This window comes from Tyzzerella sp. An114 (assembly GCF_002161055.1).
GTDB lineage: Bacteria > Bacillota > Clostridia > Lachnospirales > Anaerotignaceae > Fimicola > Fimicola cottocaccae.
Window position 1 is genome coordinate 334,979 of the sequence record NZ_NFLT01000001.1, and the last position, 20,034, is coordinate 355,012.

At 31.2% G+C, this 20,034-nt stretch carries 18 protein-coding genes; all 18 read right to left on the reverse strand.

Annotated features, from left to right (window positions below; translation table 11 throughout):
- Positions 1-31: 31 nt before the first annotated feature.
- The 18 genes from B5E58_RS01480 to B5E58_RS01565 all read right to left on the reverse strand — a co-directional run bounded on the left by B5E58_RS01480 (position 32) and on the right by B5E58_RS01565 (position 19,979).
- Complete coding sequence (locus tag B5E58_RS01480; RefSeq protein WP_088107904.1) at positions 32-613, reverse strand: TerD family protein; 582 nt, start codon at positions 611-613, stop codon at positions 32-34.
- A 31-nt stretch (positions 614-644) separates the two neighbouring features.
- Positions 645-1,787 carry a toxic anion resistance protein gene (locus B5E58_RS01485; RefSeq protein WP_088107905.1) on the reverse strand — a complete coding sequence of 381 codons (1,143 nt, stop codon included), beginning with the start codon at positions 1,785-1,787 and terminating at the stop codon, positions 645-647.
- A gap of 4 nt (positions 1,788-1,791) precedes the next feature.
- Positions 1,792-4,074: a YceG family protein gene (locus B5E58_RS01490; RefSeq protein ID WP_088107979.1), complete on the reverse strand. Its 2,283-nt coding sequence runs from the start codon at positions 4,072-4,074 to the stop codon at positions 1,792-1,794.
- 30 nt (positions 4,075-4,104) lie between these two features.
- A complete protein-coding gene (locus B5E58_RS01495) occupies positions 4,105-4,674 on the reverse strand; it encodes a rhomboid family intramembrane serine protease (protein WP_088107906.1) in 570 nt (189 codons plus the stop codon).
- A 151-nt stretch (positions 4,675-4,825) separates the two neighbouring features.
- A complete protein-coding gene (locus B5E58_RS01500; RefSeq protein ID WP_088107907.1) occupies positions 4,826-6,202 on the reverse strand; it encodes an MATE family efflux transporter in 1,377 nt (458 codons plus the stop codon).
- A gap of 283 nt (positions 6,203-6,485) precedes the next feature.
- On the reverse strand, positions 6,486-7,454 hold the full coding sequence (locus tag B5E58_RS01505; protein WP_088107908.1) for a carbohydrate kinase family protein: 969 nt from the start codon (positions 7,452-7,454) through the stop codon (positions 6,486-6,488).
- Positions 7,455-7,493: 39 nt separating this feature from the next.
- Positions 7,494-8,912, reverse strand: a complete 1,419-nt coding sequence (locus B5E58_RS01510) for a glycoside hydrolase family 32 protein (protein WP_088107909.1) — start codon at positions 8,910-8,912, stop codon at positions 7,494-7,496.
- A gap of 12 nt (positions 8,913-8,924) precedes the next feature.
- Entirely contained in the window at positions 8,925-9,524 is a 600-nt protein-coding gene (locus B5E58_RS01515; protein WP_088107910.1) for a PTS sugar transporter subunit IIA, read from the reverse strand.
- Between the two features lie 183 nt (positions 9,525-9,707).
- Complete coding sequence (locus tag B5E58_RS01520; protein ID WP_088107911.1) at positions 9,708-10,688, reverse strand: LacI family DNA-binding transcriptional regulator; 981 nt, start codon at positions 10,686-10,688, stop codon at positions 9,708-9,710.
- Between the two features lie 102 nt (positions 10,689-10,790).
- Complete coding sequence (hydF, locus tag B5E58_RS01525; protein ID WP_088107912.1) at positions 10,791-11,984, reverse strand: [FeFe] hydrogenase H-cluster maturation GTPase HydF; 1,194 nt, start codon at positions 11,982-11,984, stop codon at positions 10,791-10,793.
- A gap of 12 nt (positions 11,985-11,996) precedes the next feature.
- Positions 11,997-13,421 carry a [FeFe] hydrogenase H-cluster radical SAM maturase HydG gene (gene hydG, locus B5E58_RS01530; RefSeq protein WP_088107913.1) on the reverse strand — a complete coding sequence of 475 codons (1,425 nt, stop codon included), beginning with the start codon at positions 13,419-13,421 and terminating at the stop codon, positions 11,997-11,999.
- A 72-nt stretch (positions 13,422-13,493) separates the two neighbouring features.
- Entirely contained in the window at positions 13,494-14,576 is a 1,083-nt protein-coding gene (hydE, locus tag B5E58_RS01535; RefSeq protein ID WP_088107914.1) for a [FeFe] hydrogenase H-cluster radical SAM maturase HydE, read from the reverse strand.
- A gap of 3 nt (positions 14,577-14,579) precedes the next feature.
- Positions 14,580-14,837, reverse strand: coding sequence for a TM1266 family iron-only hydrogenase system putative regulator (locus B5E58_RS01540; protein ID WP_088107915.1), 258 nt, complete (start codon positions 14,835-14,837; stop codon positions 14,580-14,582).
- A gap of 269 nt (positions 14,838-15,106) precedes the next feature.
- The gene (locus B5E58_RS01545; protein WP_088107916.1) at positions 15,107-15,376 is read right to left on the reverse strand and encodes an acylphosphatase; all 270 of its coding nucleotides are present in this window, start codon (positions 15,374-15,376) and stop codon (positions 15,107-15,109) included.
- Between the two features lie 102 nt (positions 15,377-15,478).
- Complete coding sequence (gene add, locus B5E58_RS01550) at positions 15,479-16,420, reverse strand: adenosine deaminase (protein WP_088107917.1); 942 nt, start codon at positions 16,418-16,420, stop codon at positions 15,479-15,481.
- A complete protein-coding gene (locus B5E58_RS01555) occupies positions 16,417-17,382 on the reverse strand; it encodes an ABC transporter permease (RefSeq protein ID WP_088107918.1) in 966 nt (321 codons plus the stop codon). Before B5E58_RS01555 ends, add begins: the two co-directional genes overlap by 4 nt.
- A 1-nt stretch (position 17,383) precedes the next feature.
- Positions 17,384-18,430 (reverse strand): ABC transporter permease, encoded by a 1,047-nt coding sequence (locus tag B5E58_RS01560; RefSeq protein ID WP_088107919.1) that lies wholly within the window; start codon positions 18,428-18,430, stop codon positions 17,384-17,386.
- Positions 18,423-19,979 carry an ABC transporter ATP-binding protein gene (locus tag B5E58_RS01565; RefSeq protein ID WP_088107980.1) on the reverse strand — a complete coding sequence of 519 codons (1,557 nt, stop codon included), beginning with the start codon at positions 19,977-19,979 and terminating at the stop codon, positions 18,423-18,425. The genes B5E58_RS01560 and B5E58_RS01565 overlap by 8 nt, the downstream gene beginning before the upstream one ends.
- Positions 19,980-20,034: the final 55 nt, after the last annotated feature.

The window sequence follows — 20,034 nt, forward strand, 5'->3', positions numbered from 1 at the left end:
TCCTAAAATATAAAAATATAATGTTTATTTATTATGCTACTTCAATTCCATAGTGATTGCAAAGAGCTGCCAAACCACCTTGGAAACCACTACCTATGGCATTAAATTTCCACTCACCATTGTGACGATAAAGCTCACCTACAACAATGGCTGTTTCTATGGAGAAATCCTCTCCCAAATCATATCTTATCAATTCTTCATTTGTAACTTCATCAACTATTCTTATAAAAGCATTTGAAACCTGTCCAAAATTTTGGCGTCTTTCTTCAGCTTCATATATTGTAACAGTGAAAGCTATTTTTGATACATTTGAAGGAACTTTGTCCAAATCAATTTTAATCTGTTCATCGTCTCCTTCTCCCTCACCAGTACGGTTATCTCCCATATGAACAACACCGCCACTTACATGTTTAAGATTTCCATAAAAAACAAATTCTTTTTCAGTAGGAACCTTTCCATTATCACCAACAAGAAAAGCACTAGCATCAAGGTCAAAAGATGCACCTGAGTCATAAGCGTTTACATCCCAACCAAGTCCAACAAGAAGTTTTTTAAGGCTTGGATTTCCCTTAGTTAAATCTACTTTTTGTCCTTTTGTCAAGTTAATAGGCATATAAAATCCCCCTTTATGTTATTATACAAAATCATTGTTTTGTTTTATTGTACATTTTGTAAAATTCGTTTTTTATCTCGTTAAGTCTTTCAGCGTCATTATTTCTCTGATTTCTTGCATTTTCACTTATACGTTTTGTTTCTTCAATACCATTTACAATAGTTCTCCATGTATTTTCCAAAGTCTCAATTTTTATAGAACTACTTCCAGCTAACTGTGCTGTCATTTTAGACTGTTCAACAGTGTTTCTTGCATTTTTTATAAGCATTTCATTAGTCTTTTCATCAAGGGCAGACATAGCCTCTGCCTGTATTTTCTGACGTTTAAGCATTATAGCTTGAGCAAGAGCCTGTTTAAAAACAGGAAGTGTAACTATAAATGCAGAGTTTATTTTTCTTACAAGGTTCATGTTGCTAAACTGCATTGTTTTTATCATAGGTATTGACTGTATAGCAACATTTTCAGCAATTCTCAAATCATGGGTTCTCTGTTCAAGCATCATTTTAGCCTGTTCAAGAGTTGTAAGCTCAAAAGTTATAGAGTTATCACCTGTATTTTCAAGGTCAGCTCTTCTCTGATTTATATAATCATCAATTTCTTTTATGCCTTGTTCCCCAGCCATTATATATTTGACAAGTTCATGATAAAAGTTTACATTTGTTTGGAAAATATCTTCTAATTTTCTATTGGAGTCTTTTATCTCACTTTCATACTGTTTCAGTTTTACATATATTTTATCTACTTCCTCGCCCATTGTATGGTATTTTGCAAGTATTTTATCAAGCTGTTTTCTGAAACCTCCAAAAAGTTTTCCCAAAAGTCCCGGATTATCTTTTATCTCCTCAATGTCAAACTTACTCATTATTTTAGCCAAAAGATTAAGCATTTCACCGGAGTCATCAAGCTGTTTCATGTTCATACTGTTAAGTACAACATCAGAGCATTTTGAAATCTCATCAGCCACATCAGCACCGAAAGACACTATTGTCTCAAGGTTGTAGACTTCTATTTTACTTACAATGTCATCAAGTTCTTTTGAGTCCTTTAATTTGATTTCAACCTGTTGGCGGTCTGTCTGAATATTATACTCTTTAACTTCAATATCATCATTGACAGCCGGCACATTACTTGAAGGAACATTTGAATTTGAAGGTCTTCCAAAATCTATTGCCATATTATCAGCTTCCTCTCTTAAATATTATATCCATAAACGAACGGTTTGAAGCAGAAGAAATCCTATTGAAATCAGGCACAGGCAAATCATACATATATTCTCCTATCTGATGTTCTTCTGGTTCACATTCGTTAAAATACAACTCAATACCTTTATAACCAGTTGGTACAAAGAAAATAATATCAAAACCAATAAGATTTAAAAATGCAGTTACAATAGCATCTTCAAGGGAGTAGGTTTTCTCACCAGTATTTATAAAAACTATTTTGGGATTTTTCTTTGTAAAATCAAAATTTTGTATAAGTCTCAAAATATCTTTATTTAGATTTAAAACTGTTGAAATTATTGTATATTCTGTTCCTCTCTCAAAAGTCCCCTTTATAATTCTGCTATTTATAAGCATTTCCAATTTATCAAGTATATGTTCTTGCATTTCATCACGTATAAATTTATACTGATAAGCATTATGATTTTTTATTTTTTCACGAATAAGCCTTCTATTTTTAAAAAATTCTGTTGAGTAAGGCTTTATAGGGTTTCTGTCAGTTCCCTTAATAAAAGGAGCTTCCTTTATTAGATACGTATCTTTTACAAGAAGTCTTTTTATATCCTTCCAATAATTAATAGTATTTCCTTCTTTAACTCCAGAAACCTTAGCATATATAACAGGCATTTTAACAACATCATCTAAAGTCTGAAAATTAGGACGATATTTCATATCCTGTTCCCAAAGTATATATATTTCCTCATACATTGTATTTAGAGAAAGACTATCAGCTTTATTATACTGTCTATTTTTATATAAACCTGAGTCAGTATACATTATATTTTCAAGCTCTCTTTCCGCATGATAGGCTGTTGTTCCAGCCCTTAAAGCTACATTGTCTCTAGGAAATACATTCATATCAACAGAGTATGTCAATTTCTTTTCAAACAAAAGTTTATCATTTATAACACACTCTTTATTAATATCCGGTGATATTACAACAACATCAACAGGCAATCTTGATAAAAATCTTAAAAACAATCCTTGATTTTCATTTTCAGATACACCAAAAAGTATAAAAACAGGTATACTTCTATAATCTATATTTTTATACAAATCATAAACAAACCTATTAAGCCAACACATAATATATACAGCTTTATTTGTAACACGGTTTAAAGGTCCATTTATATTACGACTTTCTTCAAGTATTATTTCAACAAAATTTTTCCTTATAATATCGCAAATATCTTTATTCAGATTATAATTTATGTTTTTTGCAATATCCAAAGCCATATTTTCAGCTGTATTATATATTCCCCTTCTAACTTTTGATATTTCATCAACAGAAGGTATTCCAAGGCCTTTATCACATATTACAACATTTCTATTTGAGTTTTTTATATCAGAATAAAACTTATACAATTCACTTGTATACATAGCTTTATCATCAGTGCCAGCCATACGAACAAAACAATTATAATAAATATTTTTGTCTGTACCTCTTTCAGAAGGATTTTTTAATACGTCTTTTAAAATATCACCTGAAAGCCATATATTAGTACCTCTTTTAGATACATCATTTACACTGTTTTCTCTTTTAATCTGAATTTTTTCATTTAAACGGACTTCTTTTCTTATACTATCAATAGAAAAATTATTAGGGAAATTTACAAAGTCATTTTCTCTATATTCCTTTGAGTATTCCAATCTATTATCGACTTTTTTATAATTTTCATCACCTTCATACTGCAACACAACAACATCACAGCCAAGACCAGCTAAAACAGAAATAAATTTAAGCTCATACATTGTTATATTACCCTGATAAAGTATTTTAGGTATATCATTGTCACCGGCAAGATTTAATACTCTCTTAAATTTATAGTAAAGCCAACACATAAACTTTATGTAGGCATTTTTTATTATGTTTAAGTTTTTTCCCTCTCTCGTCATTCTATCAAAAACATCATACATTGACATGGCAAGATTTTTGATTTTGAAATCACCAATTTCAGGAGTCCATTTTTTAAGAGCATTTGATATAAAATCAACACTCATAACAAAATCATTGCCCAACATTTCTTCATAATACTCAAGATTTTTTTCTGTTGGGTTTTGTATTTTTTCTTCTATAACAGCACCATATTTTTCTGCTATTTTAAAATATTCTGTTATAAAATTTTTAATATTATTGTTAAAACCATTTATTCTATAAAAATATATACCTTGTGAATTTCTCTCACTATATTTTTTAAAATAATCATTTAAACTGACAATATCAGCACATTTATATAACATACCTAACATTCCGCCTCTTTAAACTTTTATTTACCTAATATTTAGGATATATCCAAATACAGCCCCTGTAATTCCACCTATTATATGGCTTAGATTTGATACATTATTTGAAACAAATATACCTTCATAAATCTGACCACCTATATATATAAATGCAACAATAACAAATGTAAGGGGTATACTGCCATCTCCAGTATTAGTTATTGAAGAAAGGAGTATAAATGCAAAAACAACACCACTTGCACCAAGAAGCATTATATTAGGAAAAAGCATTATATTAACAAGACCTGTTATAATAGCTGTTACACCTATTATCAAAGCTATATTAAAAGAACCGTATTTATCCTCAAGAAGTGTTCCTGTTATAAGTATAAGTGTTATATTACCCATAAAGTGGGAATAATTAGCATGACCAAATACATGACCAATAAGTCTTATATATGTCATAGGACTTAAAAGAGAACTTCTATAAACAGAAAAAAATTTCTGTGTTGTAAATCCATTTGTCAAAATTCCCAAAATCAAAGATATAAAAGATATTATAGTAAATGTTAATATAACCGGAGCATTAAAAGAAAATTTTAAATTTCCAAATTGCATAAAAATATAACCTCCCATTATTATCTTTTGTATAATATTATATCAAATAATTGAATAAATTTACAGCTTAAAGCTATAATTAATATTTAATTTGATAATATAATACAAAAAAACACCTAATATCAAAATATTAGATGTTTTTTATTTAATATTATATAGATTTTATTTTCAAAGTATCCAAACGTTTATCAAGTATTTTTGACATACATTTAAAATATACAAAAGCTGAAAGTATAGAGCTTATAACATCCACAACAGGCTCAGCATAGAATACATTTTCAATTCCCACTATAATAGGGAAAACTACCATAGCAGCAAAATAAAAAGCCTTTCTAAAACATGAAAGAGTTATAGCATATTTTACTGCTGAAATTCCTGTAAATCCATCAACAATAGTATACTGTACAGCTAAAGGAACTATCATAAGAGTAAATATTTTTATTGCCTTTATTGAAAGGTCCATATAAATTTTATCATTTGTAAAAAGTCTTACAAAATAAGGTGATATTGTATGAGCAAGAACCATCATTACAATGGTAAACACAATACATACTAAAAGAGTTTTTTTCTGACCATCTTTAACCCTATCAATATTTCCTGAACCATAATTAAATCCAAGTATAGGCTGTGTTGAACCTGTTATCCCTGCCATAGGTAAAGTTACCATAAGGAAAAAACTTTGGGCTATGGTATGGCAAGTTACAAGCTGGTCGCCATATCCCGGACCACCATAATGTTGTAAAACCATATTCATGGCAATTATAAGACCACTATCAAGAGATATAATAACAAAAGGAGAAAATCCTATAAGCAATACTTTTTTCATTATATCAAAACTATATCCTCTAAAAGTAATTTTTATAGGAGGATATTGCCCAAAAAGGAACCATAAAACAAATATACATGAAAACATCTGTGAAATAACAGTGGCAACAGCAGCACCAGCAACTCCCATATCAAAAACAAATATAAATATAGGGTCAAGTATAATATTACTTACAGCTCCAACAACAACAGTAGCCATAGCAACCCTTGAAAATCCCTGACATATTATAAATGAGTTCATACCCATTGACACTATGGCAAATATACTGCCCGCAACATATATTGACATATATGTATTAGCATATTGGAAAGTAACATCACTGGCACCAAAAAGCATAAGCAATCTGTCTTTAAATATAAAAAGAAAAATAGTTATTATAACAGCCATTATTATAAGCATCAAAAAACAGTTTGCCATAATATGCCTTGCAGCTTTTTTATTTTTTTCACCCATTCTTATACTCATCAAAGGGGAACCTCCAATTCCAATCCATGTTGAAAATGATGATATAAGAGTAACAATAGGTCCACATATTCCCACTCCTGCAATAGCCATAGCACCTATCTGTGGAATATTTCCTATAAATATTCTATCTACAATACTATAAAGAACATTTATAAACTGTGCAATCATTGATGGTATGGCAAGACGCAAAACAAGGCCTGTCATACTGTCGGAACCAAGATTATTAACTTTTTTCATAAAATTACCCCGCAAATCAGAATTAAATAATATACTAAAGAATTAATAAAACTGTCTATTTAATTTCTGTCTCCTACATTATATCCCTCCCAAAAACCAATTATTTATATGCCCATTATAAATAAATACTCGAAATATTATATCATCTTAATAAAAACTATAAAACATTTTATAAAATAAAACTCTACAAAAAACAAATATGTTTTATATATAAAAACAACAAAAAAACAACCTGCTTTGAAAAATCAAAACAAGTTGTTTTTATAAACATTTTTATTTATATTTACATTTTCATTCTCTTAATTACATTTTCCATAGAAGGCATTGAAGGTATAGCACCAAATCCCTCTACACATATACTTGCAACAGCATTTCCAAATCTTGCAAATTCACAAGCCTCATCAAGAGTAACTTCATCAGGATTTTTTCCACTCTGACTTAATTTATATAAAAATCCTCCCCAGAAAGAGTCTCCAGCTCCTGTTGTGTCAACAACATTACTCTTAAATCCTGATACAATTTTAACTCCATGCTTTGTACAAACACAAGCTCCATCACCACCAAGAGTTACAACTGCAATCTTTACACCTTTATTTACAAGGAATTTTCCAGCCTTTTCAGGTTCTGCAAAGTCTGTCAAAAGAGCTGTCTCCTCATCAGATATTTTCATAACATCAGCATATTCAATCATTGAACGCATAGTTTCTTTTGCTTCATATTCATTTTTCCAAAGTGAACTTCTGTAATTAGGGTCATAAGATATTGTTGCACCATTTTCTTTTGCTTTTTCAACTGCAAAATATGTAGCTCCCTTACTTGGTTCATCAGTTAAAGAAAGTGAACCTACATGGAATATCTGAGTATTCTCAATAATATCCATGTTTATATCATCTTTATCAAGCATAATATCAGCACTGTGTTTTCTTGCAAAAGAGAATGTTCTCTCTCCCTTTTCGTTAAGGTCTACAAAAGCAAGAGTTGTAAAATATTTATCATCAATAACAAAGCCTTCTGTATTTACATTTTCATTTTCAAGAACATTTTTCAAAAAATGTCCATGCATATCATCTCCGGCTTTACCTATAAAAGCACTTTTTCCACCAAGTTTAGAAATAACAACAGCTGCATTAGCTGGTGCTCCTCCTGCATTCTGTGCAAAGAGTTTTTGATTATTTTTGCTAAGTCCTTGATATGTAAAATCTATAAGTATCTCTCCAAGAACTGCAACATCAATTTTTTTATTCTGTGCCATAACAAAACCCTCCATTATAATTATGGTTTAATATAAAAATCAGATACCTTTCATAGCCTTAAGTTCCCATGCTTCAATTATTTTAGCATCAGAACTTACTGTTATAGAATACTCGTTAACCTCAGGATAAAATCTTGTTGTAAAAACATATTCTCCATCATTTACAAATATTTCAATAGAAGAAACATCTGTTACAATTCTTACATTATTTACATTTTCTATTTTAGCTTTTCGAGTTTTTCTTCCACAGCCAGTTTTTTCTGTAAGGCTTAAAGTAGCAATACCTTCATTCCAATTAAAGTTTACATCTTCACATATACAAATGTCAACTTTATACTTTATTTCTTTTATTTCACAGTCAAAACATCTTCCTTTGAAAATATTTTTAACATCTGATTTTATTTCAAACTTCTCTTTTCTTAAATTATTAAACTCTAAAACAGGATATTGTAAAAGTTTTCCGTCACTATATTTAATTTCACGCAATAATGTAAGGTTATGTTGCCAACCTCTATTTGTAGTAGGATTTGTATATTCATTTTCTGTGTCAGGAACTCCCATCCACCCTATGAGAATTACTCTGCCATTTTCATCAGTAAATGTTTGAGGTGCATAAAAATCAAAACCGTAATCCCACTCTTTGAAATTATCTGTATTTATCTCATCATTTTCTATAATAACATATCCTGACTGATATACATTTTGGAAACGATATTCTTCTCTTGTAAGTCCCTGTGGACACATTGATAAAAATTCTTTGTCTCCAAATTTCAATATATCAGGACACTCCCACATATAACCAAAAGGCTTATCTGACATTATTTCTTTTTTAAATGTCCAATCTTCAATATTATTTGATGAATATACAAGTACAGCTCCTCTATCACCTTTTTTTCTTCCCCCAAGAACCATTAAATATTCATCATTTTCTTTATAAACCTTAGGGTCTCTTATGTGGCAAGTGTAATTTTTAGGCATATCTGAAAGGGACATAAGGCATTTTTTCGGCATAAAATTAACCCCGTCAACACTTTCAGATTTCATTGTATAGGCTTCTCTACCATTATTTATATAATCATAATTTCCGTCATATTTTACATTTCCAGTGTAAAACAGGTGCATTGTGTCCCCTTCCACAAATGCAGAACCTGAATACACTCCATGACAGTCATAAGGACAATCTGGAACAAAAGCCACTCCTCTATACTGCCAATCTATAAGATTTTTACTTGTATAATGAGCCCATGTTTTAAGTCCACCCTTTGCATTAAAAGGAGCATACTGGAAAAATACGTGATACTCACCTTTGAAATAACAAAGGCCATTAGGATCATTAAGCCAGCCAACTGGTGGCATAATATGAAATTTTTGACGATATGCTTCTCTTGAAACATTCATTTTTTCTTTTTCTTCAATTTCTTCTATACTTTTAAATATAACCTTTGTTAATTCACTCATAAAAAACCTTCCTTATTCTGCTTTTATAACTTTATCCATAAAATCAACATCGCCAGTTTTAATAACAGATACTTTTTCATAATCATCTGAATTTGTTACAAGAACAGGAGTTGTTGTCTCATAACCGGCTTTATTTATTTTATCAATATTAAATGTAACGAGAGTTTGACCTTTTGAAACAACGTCCCCCTCTTTTACATGAGTTTCATAATATTTTCCATTAAGTTCAACTGTGTTAAGTCCTATGTGGATAAGAACCTCTAATCCGTCATTACTTACAATTCCAACTGCGTGTTTTGTTGGGAAAAGTGTTGCTATTTTTCCGTCAAAAGGTGCCAAAACTTTTCCTTCTTTTGGATTTACAGCAAATCCCTGTCCTAAAAGTCCCTGAGCAAATGTAGGGTCATTTACTTTTTCAAGCTCAATTCCCTCTCCCTTTAATGGACAATAAATAACATTTTTTTCTATTATTTCTGGTATTTCTAATTTTTCTTTATTTATTACTTGCTGTTTTTCATCTTTAGATGATTTCCCACTGCCAAAAATAGTGTCTCCAATATTTTTTATAAATCTTTTAAAAATATTCTCTTGTTCCATATTTCTATGATTCATAAATAGCCCTCCATTTAAGTGTTATCGTTTCCATTGAGAATATGCCGATATTATATAATATTATATGATTATTATTTATTTTTATATGGTATCGTTCTCATATATTGATTAAATTATAACCGATAGAATTAAAATTGTAAACTGTTATTTATAATAAAAATTCTATCGGTTATTTTGTAAGTTTTATCTAATGGACTCTCTGAGAACAATCTCATATCCCATTTTAATTTCTTTTTTTACATTCTCTCCTGTTTCAAGTATATCCATGAGAGTTTTTCCAGCCTCACTTCCACTTGTCTTATAATAAAAATGTACTGTTGATAATTTAGGTTCAACAACCTCTCCCATAGGTGTATCACCTGTACCTACAATCTGTATTTCATCAGGGACTTTTATATTTTTCTCTTTTATATATGTCAAAGCTCCAAGAGCTACTGTATCAGTAGCACAAAAAACACTGTCAATATCAGGAGCTTTCTCAAAAAGAAGCTTCATATTTTCATATCCATTTTCTATATTAAATCCACCTTCAAACATTAAAGATGTATCAATTTCAATTCCACTATGTTTGAGAGCATCAATAAATCCTTTTTTACGATTTTTTCCTGCCGCCTCGTCCTTTTCAATTACACCTATATATCCTATTTTTTTGCCTTTCTCAATCATTTTTGATGTAATATCAAAAGAAGCGTTATAATCATCTTGATAAACACAAGAATATCCCGAAAGTCTTTGACCTAATATGACAACAGGCACTTTACACTCTTTTAAAAGTTTAATATGTTTTTTTGTAAATACAGTAGCTATAAATATTATACCATCAACCTGATTATCTCTAAAAAGTTGTAAATATTTAAGCTCCTCTTTCTCATCATTATTTGTATTTGCAAGAAGCATCATATAACCATATTTTGTTATAACATCACTTATTCCCGCTGTCATTCTACTTATAGTGCTTGAGCTTATTTTAGGAAGTATAACACCTATAAGTTTTGTTTTTTTAGTTCTAAGCATTTGAGCCTGTGACGAAGGCACATATCCTGTTTCCTCTATAACTTTTTGTATTTTTTCTTTTTTCTCCTCACTTACATAGCCATTATTAAGGTATCTTGATACAGTTGCCCTTGAAACTCCTGCAAGATGTGCAATTTCATTTATAGTCATATCAACATTCTCCCCTAAAAATCATATATAGACTAATTTTATCATAACACACTTTTTTAAATCAAATAAAAAAACGCAGAAAAAATTCTGCGTTTTATATAATTAATATTTTTGACCTGCAAGAACATAAAAAGGCTTAAGACTTCTTTCAAGTATTCCATTCATATATGCAATAGCTGTTCCGTAATTAGTCATAGGAATATTACTGTCTTTAGCCATAGAAAGACGATATTTCATTTCTCTTTCATTAAGCATACAGCCACCACAGTGTATTATTAAATCATAATCAGAAATATTTTCAGTAAATTCTGTTCCTGATGTAAATACAAATTGTGGGTTACTTCCTGTAAACTTTCTTATCATATTAGGAAGTTTTTCTGTTCCTATATCTCCACACTGTCTATGATGTGTACAACCTTCTGATATAAGTATTTTGCTGTTATCATTAATATTATTAAGCTGTCTTGCTCCCAACACAGCCTGACTTATATTTCCCTTATATCTTGCAAACAACACTGAAAAAGATGTCATGAGTATATTATCAGGTGTTATTTTATCAACAAGAGGGAATATTTGACTGTCTGTTATAACAAGTTTAACTTTTTCTCCCAAAATATCAAGAGTTTCTTTAAGCTCTGTTTCTTTACACACAACAGAAACAGCACCACAGTCTAAACAATCACGTATGACTTGTTGTTGAGGCAATATAAGTCTACCTTTAGGAGCAGCCTTATCAATAGGTACAACCAAAACAGCAATATCACCTTTTTTAAGCATATCAGAAACCAGCTTATTTTTATTCTCAAAAGGTTTTATATTCCCAATAAGCTCTTTAAATTCATTTATACCCTCTTTTGTAACACTGCTTACACATATTTCATTTTCTTTTAAATCTGTTTTATTATTATATATATCAGATTTAGTATAAGCAACTATAAAAGGTATATTTTTTGATTTTATAATTTCTACAAGCTCATTTTCAAATGAACTCATTTCATTTTCAACAGCAATAACAGCTATATCTGTTTTGTTTAAAATCTGTTTAGCTTTTTTAACTCTAAGTTCTCCCAAAGTTCCATTATCGTCAATTCCTGGTGTATCAATTATAATAACAGGTCCTATGGGTAAAAGCTCCATTGATTTATATACAGGGTCTGTTGTTGTACCCTTAATATCAGACACAACAGCTATATTTTGGTTTGTTACAGCATTTAAAAGACTTGATTTTCCTGCATTTCTTTTGCCAAAAAAGGCTATATGTACCCTCTCTCCAGAAGGTGTATTATTCATACTCAATACATTTCCCCCTTAAAATCTAAAGTCACGATTTCCTTTTTCAATCTCAACAATATTTTTAGTTACTATATCACGAACTTTATCATTAGGCACATTTAATATTTCTCTTTCAATCATTTCTTCCCCTACTTTTCTTGTACCTTCTGAAGCATAGTCAATTAAATATTCTTTAAGTGTCATAAGGGCATTAGGGTGACAGCAATTCTGTATCTGTCCACTCTTACAAAGGCTCATAAAACGGTCTCCTGTTCTTCCTTCTCTGTAACAAGCTGTACAGAAACTAGGTATATATCCAAGTTCCATAAGCCATTTTACAACTTCATCAAGAGTTCTGTTATCACTTATATCAAACTGTGCAGAGTTTTCTTCCTCTGGTTCAGGCTCAGCATATCCTCCAACACTTGTCCTAGAACCTCCACTTATCTGTGAAACACCAAGTCCTAAAACTCTTTCACGACAAGCCTTACTCTCTCTCGTTGATATAATCATTCCTGTATATGGAACAGCAATTCTTATACAAGCAACAATTTTAGCAAAAGTATCATCATCAATTCCATTATCAAATTCAGAAGGGTCAATGTCATCAGCTGGCTGAATTCTTGGAACACTTATAGTATGTGGACCTACACCGAAAACAGCTTCAAGATGTTCAGCGTGCATTAAAAGTCCGGCAAACTCATAGCGATAAAGTTCAAGACCGAATAAAACACCAAGTCCTACATCATCAATTCCACCTTGCTGTGCTCTATCCATAGCCTCTGTATGATAACAGTAGTCATGTTTAGGACCTGTTGGGTGAAGTTTTTCATAGCTTTCTTTGTGATATGTTTCTTGAAAAAGTATATAAGTACCTATTCCAGCTTCTTTAAGTTTTCTGTAATTTTCAACAGTTGTAGCAGCAATATTTACATTAACACGGCGTATAGCACCGTTTTTATGTTTTATACTGTAAATTGTCTTTATACTCTCCAAAACATACTCAATAGGATTATTTACAGGGTCCTCACCTGTTTCAAGAGCAAGTCTTTTATGTCCCATATCTTGAAGGGCAATAACCTCTTTTTTAATTTCCTCCTGAGTAAGTTTCTTTCTTGCTATATGTTTATTTTTTAAGTGATAAGGACAGTAAACACAGCCATTTATACAGTAATTTGAAAGATACAAAGGAGCAAACATAACTATTCTATTACCGTAAAAATCTTTTTTAATCTGTTTTGCAAGTTTAAAAATTTCTTCATTTTTTTCAGGTATATCACACTCAAGAAGTACAGAAGCCTCTCTGTGAGTAAGACCTTTTCTAAGTTTAGCTTTTTCTATTATGTCACTTATAAGTTTTTCATTGTGTTTGTTTTCCTCTGCATATTTTAGAGTTTCTATAATCTCCTCATGGTTTATAAATTCCTCTGCTTTTGATGACTTAGGGTTGTAGTTATACATTTCATTCTTCCTTTCTTCATAGGGTCAGAGCATAAAGCCTTTCCCGTCAGATTTATTATTTTTTATTATTTATTATTTTTTAAAAAAGGGTGAGTCCCCTCTTTCTTTTACAATCTCGTAACCTATATTTTTCATATTTTTTTCAAGAGATTTAAGACTTTCAGCAGCCTCATCACCTGTACAAATTTTATTATCATACAATAGATAATTTTCTCTAAACTCTAAAGGTGATAAATTAGGCATTACAACATTAGCACCACAAAGTATTCCCAGTTCTCTGCCACCTTCTTTTACAGTGCCTAAAGCTGTTGTTGAAGGAAGTAAAGCTTTAGGAAGCATTATTCTTACAAGGGAAAGTAATAAAAGTGTTTCCTCAAGACTTCCACCTTTTTTATCACAAAATGGTGTTGAGTGCTGGGGCAAAAATGGTCCTATCCCAACCATTTCAGGCTGAAATTTTTCCATAAACATTAAATCTTCAACTATACATTCAACTGTCTGAAAAGGTGAACCAACCATTATTCCACAGCCTGTTTGATAGCCTAATTTTTTAAGATTTTTAAGACATTCCATTCTATTGTCAAAACTCATACTTTCAGGGTGTAAGGTGCTATAATGTTTTTTGTCGGCAGTTTCATGTCTAAGCAAATATCTATCAGCACCAGCATTTTTCCATTTTTCATATGTTTCAAAGGATTTTTCACCAACAGACAAAGTTAAAGCACAGTCCGGAAAATTTTTCTTTATATTTTTTATTATACTTTCCATTCTATCATCATTAAAATATAAATCCTCTCCACCCTGTAAAACAAAAGTTTTAAATCCCAGCTGATACCCTTTTTCACAGCATTTTAATATAATATTTTCATCAAGTCTGTATCTCTCAATATCTTTATTACTTTTTCTAAGACCGCAATAATAACAATCATTTTTACAATAATTAGTAAATTCTATAAGACCTCGTATATAAATCTTATTGCCGAAATTTTCAAGTCTTATTTTTCTTGCTTTTTCTGAAGCATAAGAAAGTATACTGTCATTATCAAAGAGAGGAAGGGCTTTGTCTTTTTCTTTTCTAAACTCAACAATAATACTTTTCCACTCATCAAAAGACAATCTTTTTTCTTTTTCAAGTTTATCAATAAGTTTTTTCATTTCCTATTCCTCGCCTTTAATATTTGAGTATACAGTTTTAGAGCTTACACCCTCAATCATACCTAATTTACCTGAAAGGGCACTTATTATATTTTGAGGTGCATCAACAGCTATACTTATTATATTTACATTTCTTTTATGGTAAGGTATACCCATTCTACCAACTATATAACTTCCATAGTCATGAAGTATTTTATTTAAAGTCTCAACAGCATCAGGATTTTCAACCATAATTCCAATTAAAGCCACTCTATATTCCAAAAAAATTCTCCTTTCAAAATAAAAAATGCCTTAAAAGAAGGCACTAAAAAAACACCGTCCTTCTTTCACATTTTTTAAAATTTGTGTCAGTAACTGTGTAAACAATAAACTTAAAATAAATCATCAAAGTTGGAAAACTCCTCCTTCTCTGAATATATAATAAGTTTGGTTTTTAAATTAAAGTATACTCATTATATCATATTTATAAATCCATTACAATTATCAAAAATAAAGAGAACCATTTTAATTAAAACAGTTCTCTTACAAAATCACCATTTTTCAACGAATGTTTTTTCACCTTCAACAAATGTCATGTCATAAACTTCCATAGAGTCAATTCTTATAAATCTGTTACTCTGCATTTTTTCTATAAGTGCCATAATACGGACTTCACTTCCCTGAACTTCTGCCTCAACACTGCCGTCATATAGATTTCTTACCCAACCTGTAAGACCTAAATTTCTTGCATTGTATGTCATAGTATAGCGAAAACCTACCCCCTGCACTCTACCATAAAAAAAGTAATGTTTTCTTTTCATAAAATATCACCCTCCTATTGAGTATAATTAATTATATATCTTTAACATAATAAAAGACAATAAAAAAAGAAAAAGCATTCCTGCTTTTTCTTTTTTTATTAATTATTTAATAAATCTTGCTTCCTCAGCATACTTTTGCATTTTTTCAATATCTGCATCAGTAAAACCAAGTTGTTCTTTAAGTATTTTAATTTCCTTATGAATATTAGTATCAGATACAGTCATATTATCAGAGTTTACAGTAACTCTAACACCAGCATCAAAAAGTTTTTTGACAGGGTGTTTGTCTATACTATCAACAACTTTAGTCTGATAATTACTTGTAACACAAACCTCAAGAGTAACTCCCTTGTCAATAAGTTCTTCCATAAGCTCTTTGTCAAAAATTGCATTGACACCATGTCCAAGACGTTTTGTTCCATAGGAAAGAGCTTTTCTTATACTGTCAGGACCTGCCGCTTCTCCTGCGTGAATTGTTCTTAGTAAATTATATTCATTAGCTTTTTTAAATACATTTTCAAACATCTCAGTAGGATATAAAGACTCTGCACCAGCAAGGTCAACAGCACAGACAACATCACCCATATATTTTTTAGCAGTCTCTATTGTCTGTAAATTTTTATCCTCAATGTTTTCATTTCTCATACAGCAAAGTATAAGACCACATTTTATATTAGGATATTTTTCCATTCCTCTTTTTGCACCTTTTATAGCAGCTTCAACAATTTCATCTTGAGATAATCCTTTTTCTGTTGAAAGCTGTGGAGCAAAACGTATTTCTGCATAGTCAACTCCAATATTTGAAAGGTCTTCCACAAGCTCAAAAGTAACTCTCTCAATAGCATCAGCTGTTTGAAGAACTTTAAGAGGAACATCAAATCTTTCAAGACATTCATGAAGTGTCTTACAATCATCAGGGACTTTCATCATAAATTTAAGTTCATCAATATCTTTTGCACCTAAGTCAATACCTTGAATTTTAGCAAGCTCCCAAACTGTTTCCGGTCTTAAAGAGCCGTCAAGATGTAAATGAAGTTCTGTCATTTTACGTGTGTCTCCCCTTTCTTAGCATTATTCATCTGTCTTTTAAGTTTATTTCTTTCAACCATAGCACAGTACCATGTATAAACAATTATTATTATAAGATATGGCATAAGCTGTATAAACTGGAGAGGTATACCTGAAGATTGGAGATAGTTCGCAAGACTTGAACAGAAACCAAATATAAGAGATGCAAACATACCTATAACAGCATTACCGGCAGCAATAGCCTGTGTAGCAAGGGCAATATAACCTCTACCAGCGGTCATTCCTGATGAGAAAAGACCTACATATCCCATTGAAAGGAAAGCTCCTGACATACCTGTCAAAATACCACTTATTACAAGAGCAATATATTTTACTTTTTGAACTGAAATACCAACAGATTCAGCAGCTTCCGGAGACTCACCAACAGCTCTTATATGCATACCTAATCTAGTATATTTAAACATATACCATATTACAATAACAAGTATAAAAGCTACATAAGTAAGTATGTGATGACCTGAAAGTATTGTACCAATTACAGGAATATCCTGTATAACAGGTATATTTACATTAGGTAATTTAAGTGAGTGAAGTGATGTTGAAGCACCTTTTTCACCTGTTATGAGATAAAGTACAAATATAGTACCACCGGAAGCCAATGTATTTATGGCAATACCAGATATAACAGCATTTGATTTAAGTTTTAAAACGAAATAGGCAAGTATATTACTTATAACAAAGCCTGCCAAAACAGCTCCCAAAAATCCAACGAAAGCACTCTGTGTAAAAGCACTTACAACAACTCCCACAAAGGCAGATATAAGCATTATACCTTCAAGGGCAATATTACTTGTTCCTGAACGAGATGCAACCATAGCTCCCAATGTTGTTAAAAGTACAGGAGTTGCACTACGGAACATGGCAAAATAGAAATCAGGCACACTTAATGCACCAAATATGTCTCTTAAAATCTCCATATTATGCTTCCTCCTTTAATACTTTTTTAGCTTCCTGTCTCTGTTTCCAACCAGCCATAAATCTTTCAGCAGTTATAAAGAGTATAAGTACCGCCTGAACGATAGAAACAAGTTCATTCTGAACATCAGAACGTCTTGACATAAGGTCAGCACCTACACGAATATAAGCAAGGAAAAATGCTGCAAAAGGAACAAACTTAGGATTGTTTCCAGAAAGTATAGCTATAATAACACCGTCCCAAGCATAAGAAGGTGAGTCCTGCCAATTAAATCTCTGATACATACCAAGCTGTTCAACAGCTCCACCAAGACCTGCAACAGCTCCTGCAATAACCTGTGTAAGTATTATTACACGACTTGTATTTATACCGCTGTATTTTGCAAACTCTGGATTGCTACCTGAAATACGTATTTCATATCCAAATTTTGTTTTATATACAAGTAAATATAAAAGTATAACAACAACTATTGCTATAACAAAACCCCAATGAAGTTTTGTACCACTTAACATATTTCCTAAAGTAGCAGTAGGTGAATATTTTAAAGATGCAAAAGTTCCCGCCTCTCTATCTACAAAGAAACGATTTACTGTATATATTCCAAGATAGAAAAATACATAGTTAAACATCAAAGATGTAACAAGCTCATTAGCTTTAAATTTTACTTTAAGTATAGCAGGTATACTTCCTATAACACCACCTATTAAAGCCGCAACTATAAATATAACAATAGGGTGTATTATCATTGGTAAAGGTATCATAATAGCTATTGCCGCAGCTATAACACCACCTGTATAAAGTGAAGCATCAGCAATCATTGAAAAGTTACCTGATTTAAACACAAGTCCAAGGGCAAGACCTGTAAACATGAGAGGAATACTACTTGCAAAAACATCAAATAAATGACGTTTTGACTGTAAAGGTCCTAAAAACAGATTATAAATAGCTGTGCCTGGCTCATTACTTATTGAAAATATTATAATAACCGTCAAAAGAATAGCAATAGCAAAGGCACATGCAAGACGAACAGCTGTAAATTTTTTATTCACTATAAGCACCTCCAATATGTTCCTTTGTATCTTCTTTTACTCCAAGCATATAAAGACCAAGTTCTTTTTCTGATGTATTTTTAACATCATCAATATATCCAACAACTCTACCTTCATGCATAACGATTATTGTATCACTTAAAGAGAGTATCTCACTAAGGTCAGCAGATACAAGCAATATAGCTTTTCTGTTTTTTCTCATTTCAACTATTTTTTTACGTATAAATTCAATAGCACCAACGTCAATTCCTCGTGTAGGCTGGTTCATTATCAAAAGGTCTGGCATATAGTCATACTCACGACCAACAACAACCTTTTGCACATTACCACCTGAAAGTTCTGATATTGACTGTTTTGAATTATCATATTTTACAAGAAACTCTTCAAGTATTTTGTTTGTAAACTCTGTAATTTTCTTTGAGTCCAAAAGTCCTCTTGTTTTAAGTTTATCTGTATAATAAATTTTTGATATGGCATTATCCTCAAGAGAAAGTTTTGGAGCTGTTCCATATCTCATTCTATCCTCAGAAACATGAGAAATTCCTGACTCCTGACGTTTTAAAACAGATGCATTTGATATATCTTTTCCGTTTATAAATATACTTCCTTTTTGCTGTTTTAAAACTCCCACAATGATTTCTATAAGTTCAGACTGACCATTTCCGTCAATACCGGCAACACCCAAAATCTGACCTTCTTTAATTGAAAATGAAACATCATCAACTTTTGTTTTGCCGAAATGGTCTGTATACATAAGATTTTTAACAGAAAATACAGTTTTACCAAAATCAGCTTCATCTTTTTCAATGTCAAGACTTACATCACGACCAACCATGAGACGGGAAATTTCATTTTCATCAAGGTCTTTTATATCATAAGTACCCATTGTTTTTCCGTCTCTTAAAATAGTCATTCTGCTACAAAGAGCTTTTACCTCATTAAGTTTATGGGATATAAATATAATTGTATGTCCTTTATCTCTTAAAAGTTTTAACTGTTCAAAAAGCTCCTCTGTCTCCTGTGGTGTAAGTACAGCAGTAGGCTCGTCAAGTATAAGTATATGAGCACCTCTATAAAGAGCCTTTAAAATTTCAAGTTTCTGACGCATAGCAAGAGAAATATCCTGAACTTTTTCCTCTGCATCAACTTTTAAGTTATAGTTTTTAGAAAGCTCCTTTGTAATTTCAACAGCTTTTTTTCTATCAACCTTTATACTTGTACCTGTCTCAGCACCAAGTATAAGATTTTCTGCAACAGTCATTGAAGGAACCTGCATAAAATGCTGATGAACCATTCCAAGACCTGCTGCTATGGCATCTTTTGAAGAAGAAAAATGCATTTCTTTTCCATCTACAATTATACTTCCCTCTGTTGGGCTTATCATACCAAAAAGCATTTTCATAAGTGTAGATTTTCCTGCACCATTTTCTCCTACAAGAGCGTGAATTTCACCTTTTTTAATCTGAAGATTTACATTGTGATTGGCAACAACTCCACCGGGATAAACCTTTGTCACATTGCGTGCCTCAAGTATAAAATCATGCTCCATACCCACATTCCTTTCATATGATTTATTTGTATTTATAGTTGTATTACTAAAATAA

Bases quoted from the DNA above. Each gene is read 5' to 3' on its own strand.
- B5E58_RS01480 (WP_088107904.1), bottom strand. From the start codon at position 613: ATGCCTATTAACTTGACAAAAGGACAAAAAGTAGATTTAACTAAGGGA.
- B5E58_RS01485 (WP_088107905.1), bottom strand. From the start codon at position 1,787: ATGGCAATAGATTTTGGAAGACCTTCAAATTCAAATGTTCCTTCAAGT.
- B5E58_RS01490 (WP_088107979.1), bottom strand. From the start codon at position 4,074: ATGTTATATAAATGTGCTGATATTGTCAGTTTAAATGATTATTTTAAA.
- B5E58_RS01495 (WP_088107906.1), bottom strand. From the start codon at position 4,674: ATGCAATTTGGAAATTTAAAATTTTCTTTTAATGCTCCGGTTATATTA.
- B5E58_RS01500 (WP_088107907.1), bottom strand. From the start codon at position 6,202: ATGAAAAAAGTTAATAATCTTGGTTCCGACAGTATGACAGGCCTTGTT.
- B5E58_RS01505 (WP_088107908.1), bottom strand. From the start codon at position 7,454: ATGGCACAGAATAAAAAAATTGATGTTGCAGTTCTTGGAGAGATACTT.
- B5E58_RS01510 (WP_088107909.1), bottom strand. From the start codon at position 8,912: ATGAGTGAATTAACAAAGGTTATATTTAAAAGTATAGAAGAAATTGAA.
- B5E58_RS01515 (WP_088107910.1), bottom strand. From the start codon at position 9,524: ATGAATCATAGAAATATGGAACAAGAGAATATTTTTAAAAGATTTATA.
- B5E58_RS01520 (WP_088107911.1), bottom strand. From the start codon at position 10,688: ATGACTATAAATGAAATTGCACATCTTGCAGGAGTTTCAAGGGCAACT.
- hydG (WP_088107913.1), bottom strand. From the start codon at position 13,421: ATGTATAACTACAACCCTAAGTCATCAAAAGCAGAGGAATTTATAAAC.
- hydE (WP_088107914.1), bottom strand. From the start codon at position 14,576: ATGAAAAAACTTATTGATAAACTTGAAAAAGAAAAAAGATTGTCTTTT.
- B5E58_RS01545 (WP_088107916.1), bottom strand. From the start codon at position 15,376: ATGAAAAGAAAACATTACTTTTTTTATGGTAGAGTGCAGGGGGTAGGT.
- add (WP_088107917.1), bottom strand. From the start codon at position 16,420: ATGACAGAACTTCATTTACATCTTGACGGCTCTTTAAGACCGGAAACA.
- B5E58_RS01555 (WP_088107918.1), bottom strand. From the start codon at position 17,382: ATGGAGATTTTAAGAGACATATTTGGTGCATTAAGTGTGCCTGATTTC.
- B5E58_RS01565 (WP_088107980.1), bottom strand. From the start codon at position 19,979: ATGGAGCATGATTTTATACTTGAGGCACGCAATGTGACAAAGGTTTAT.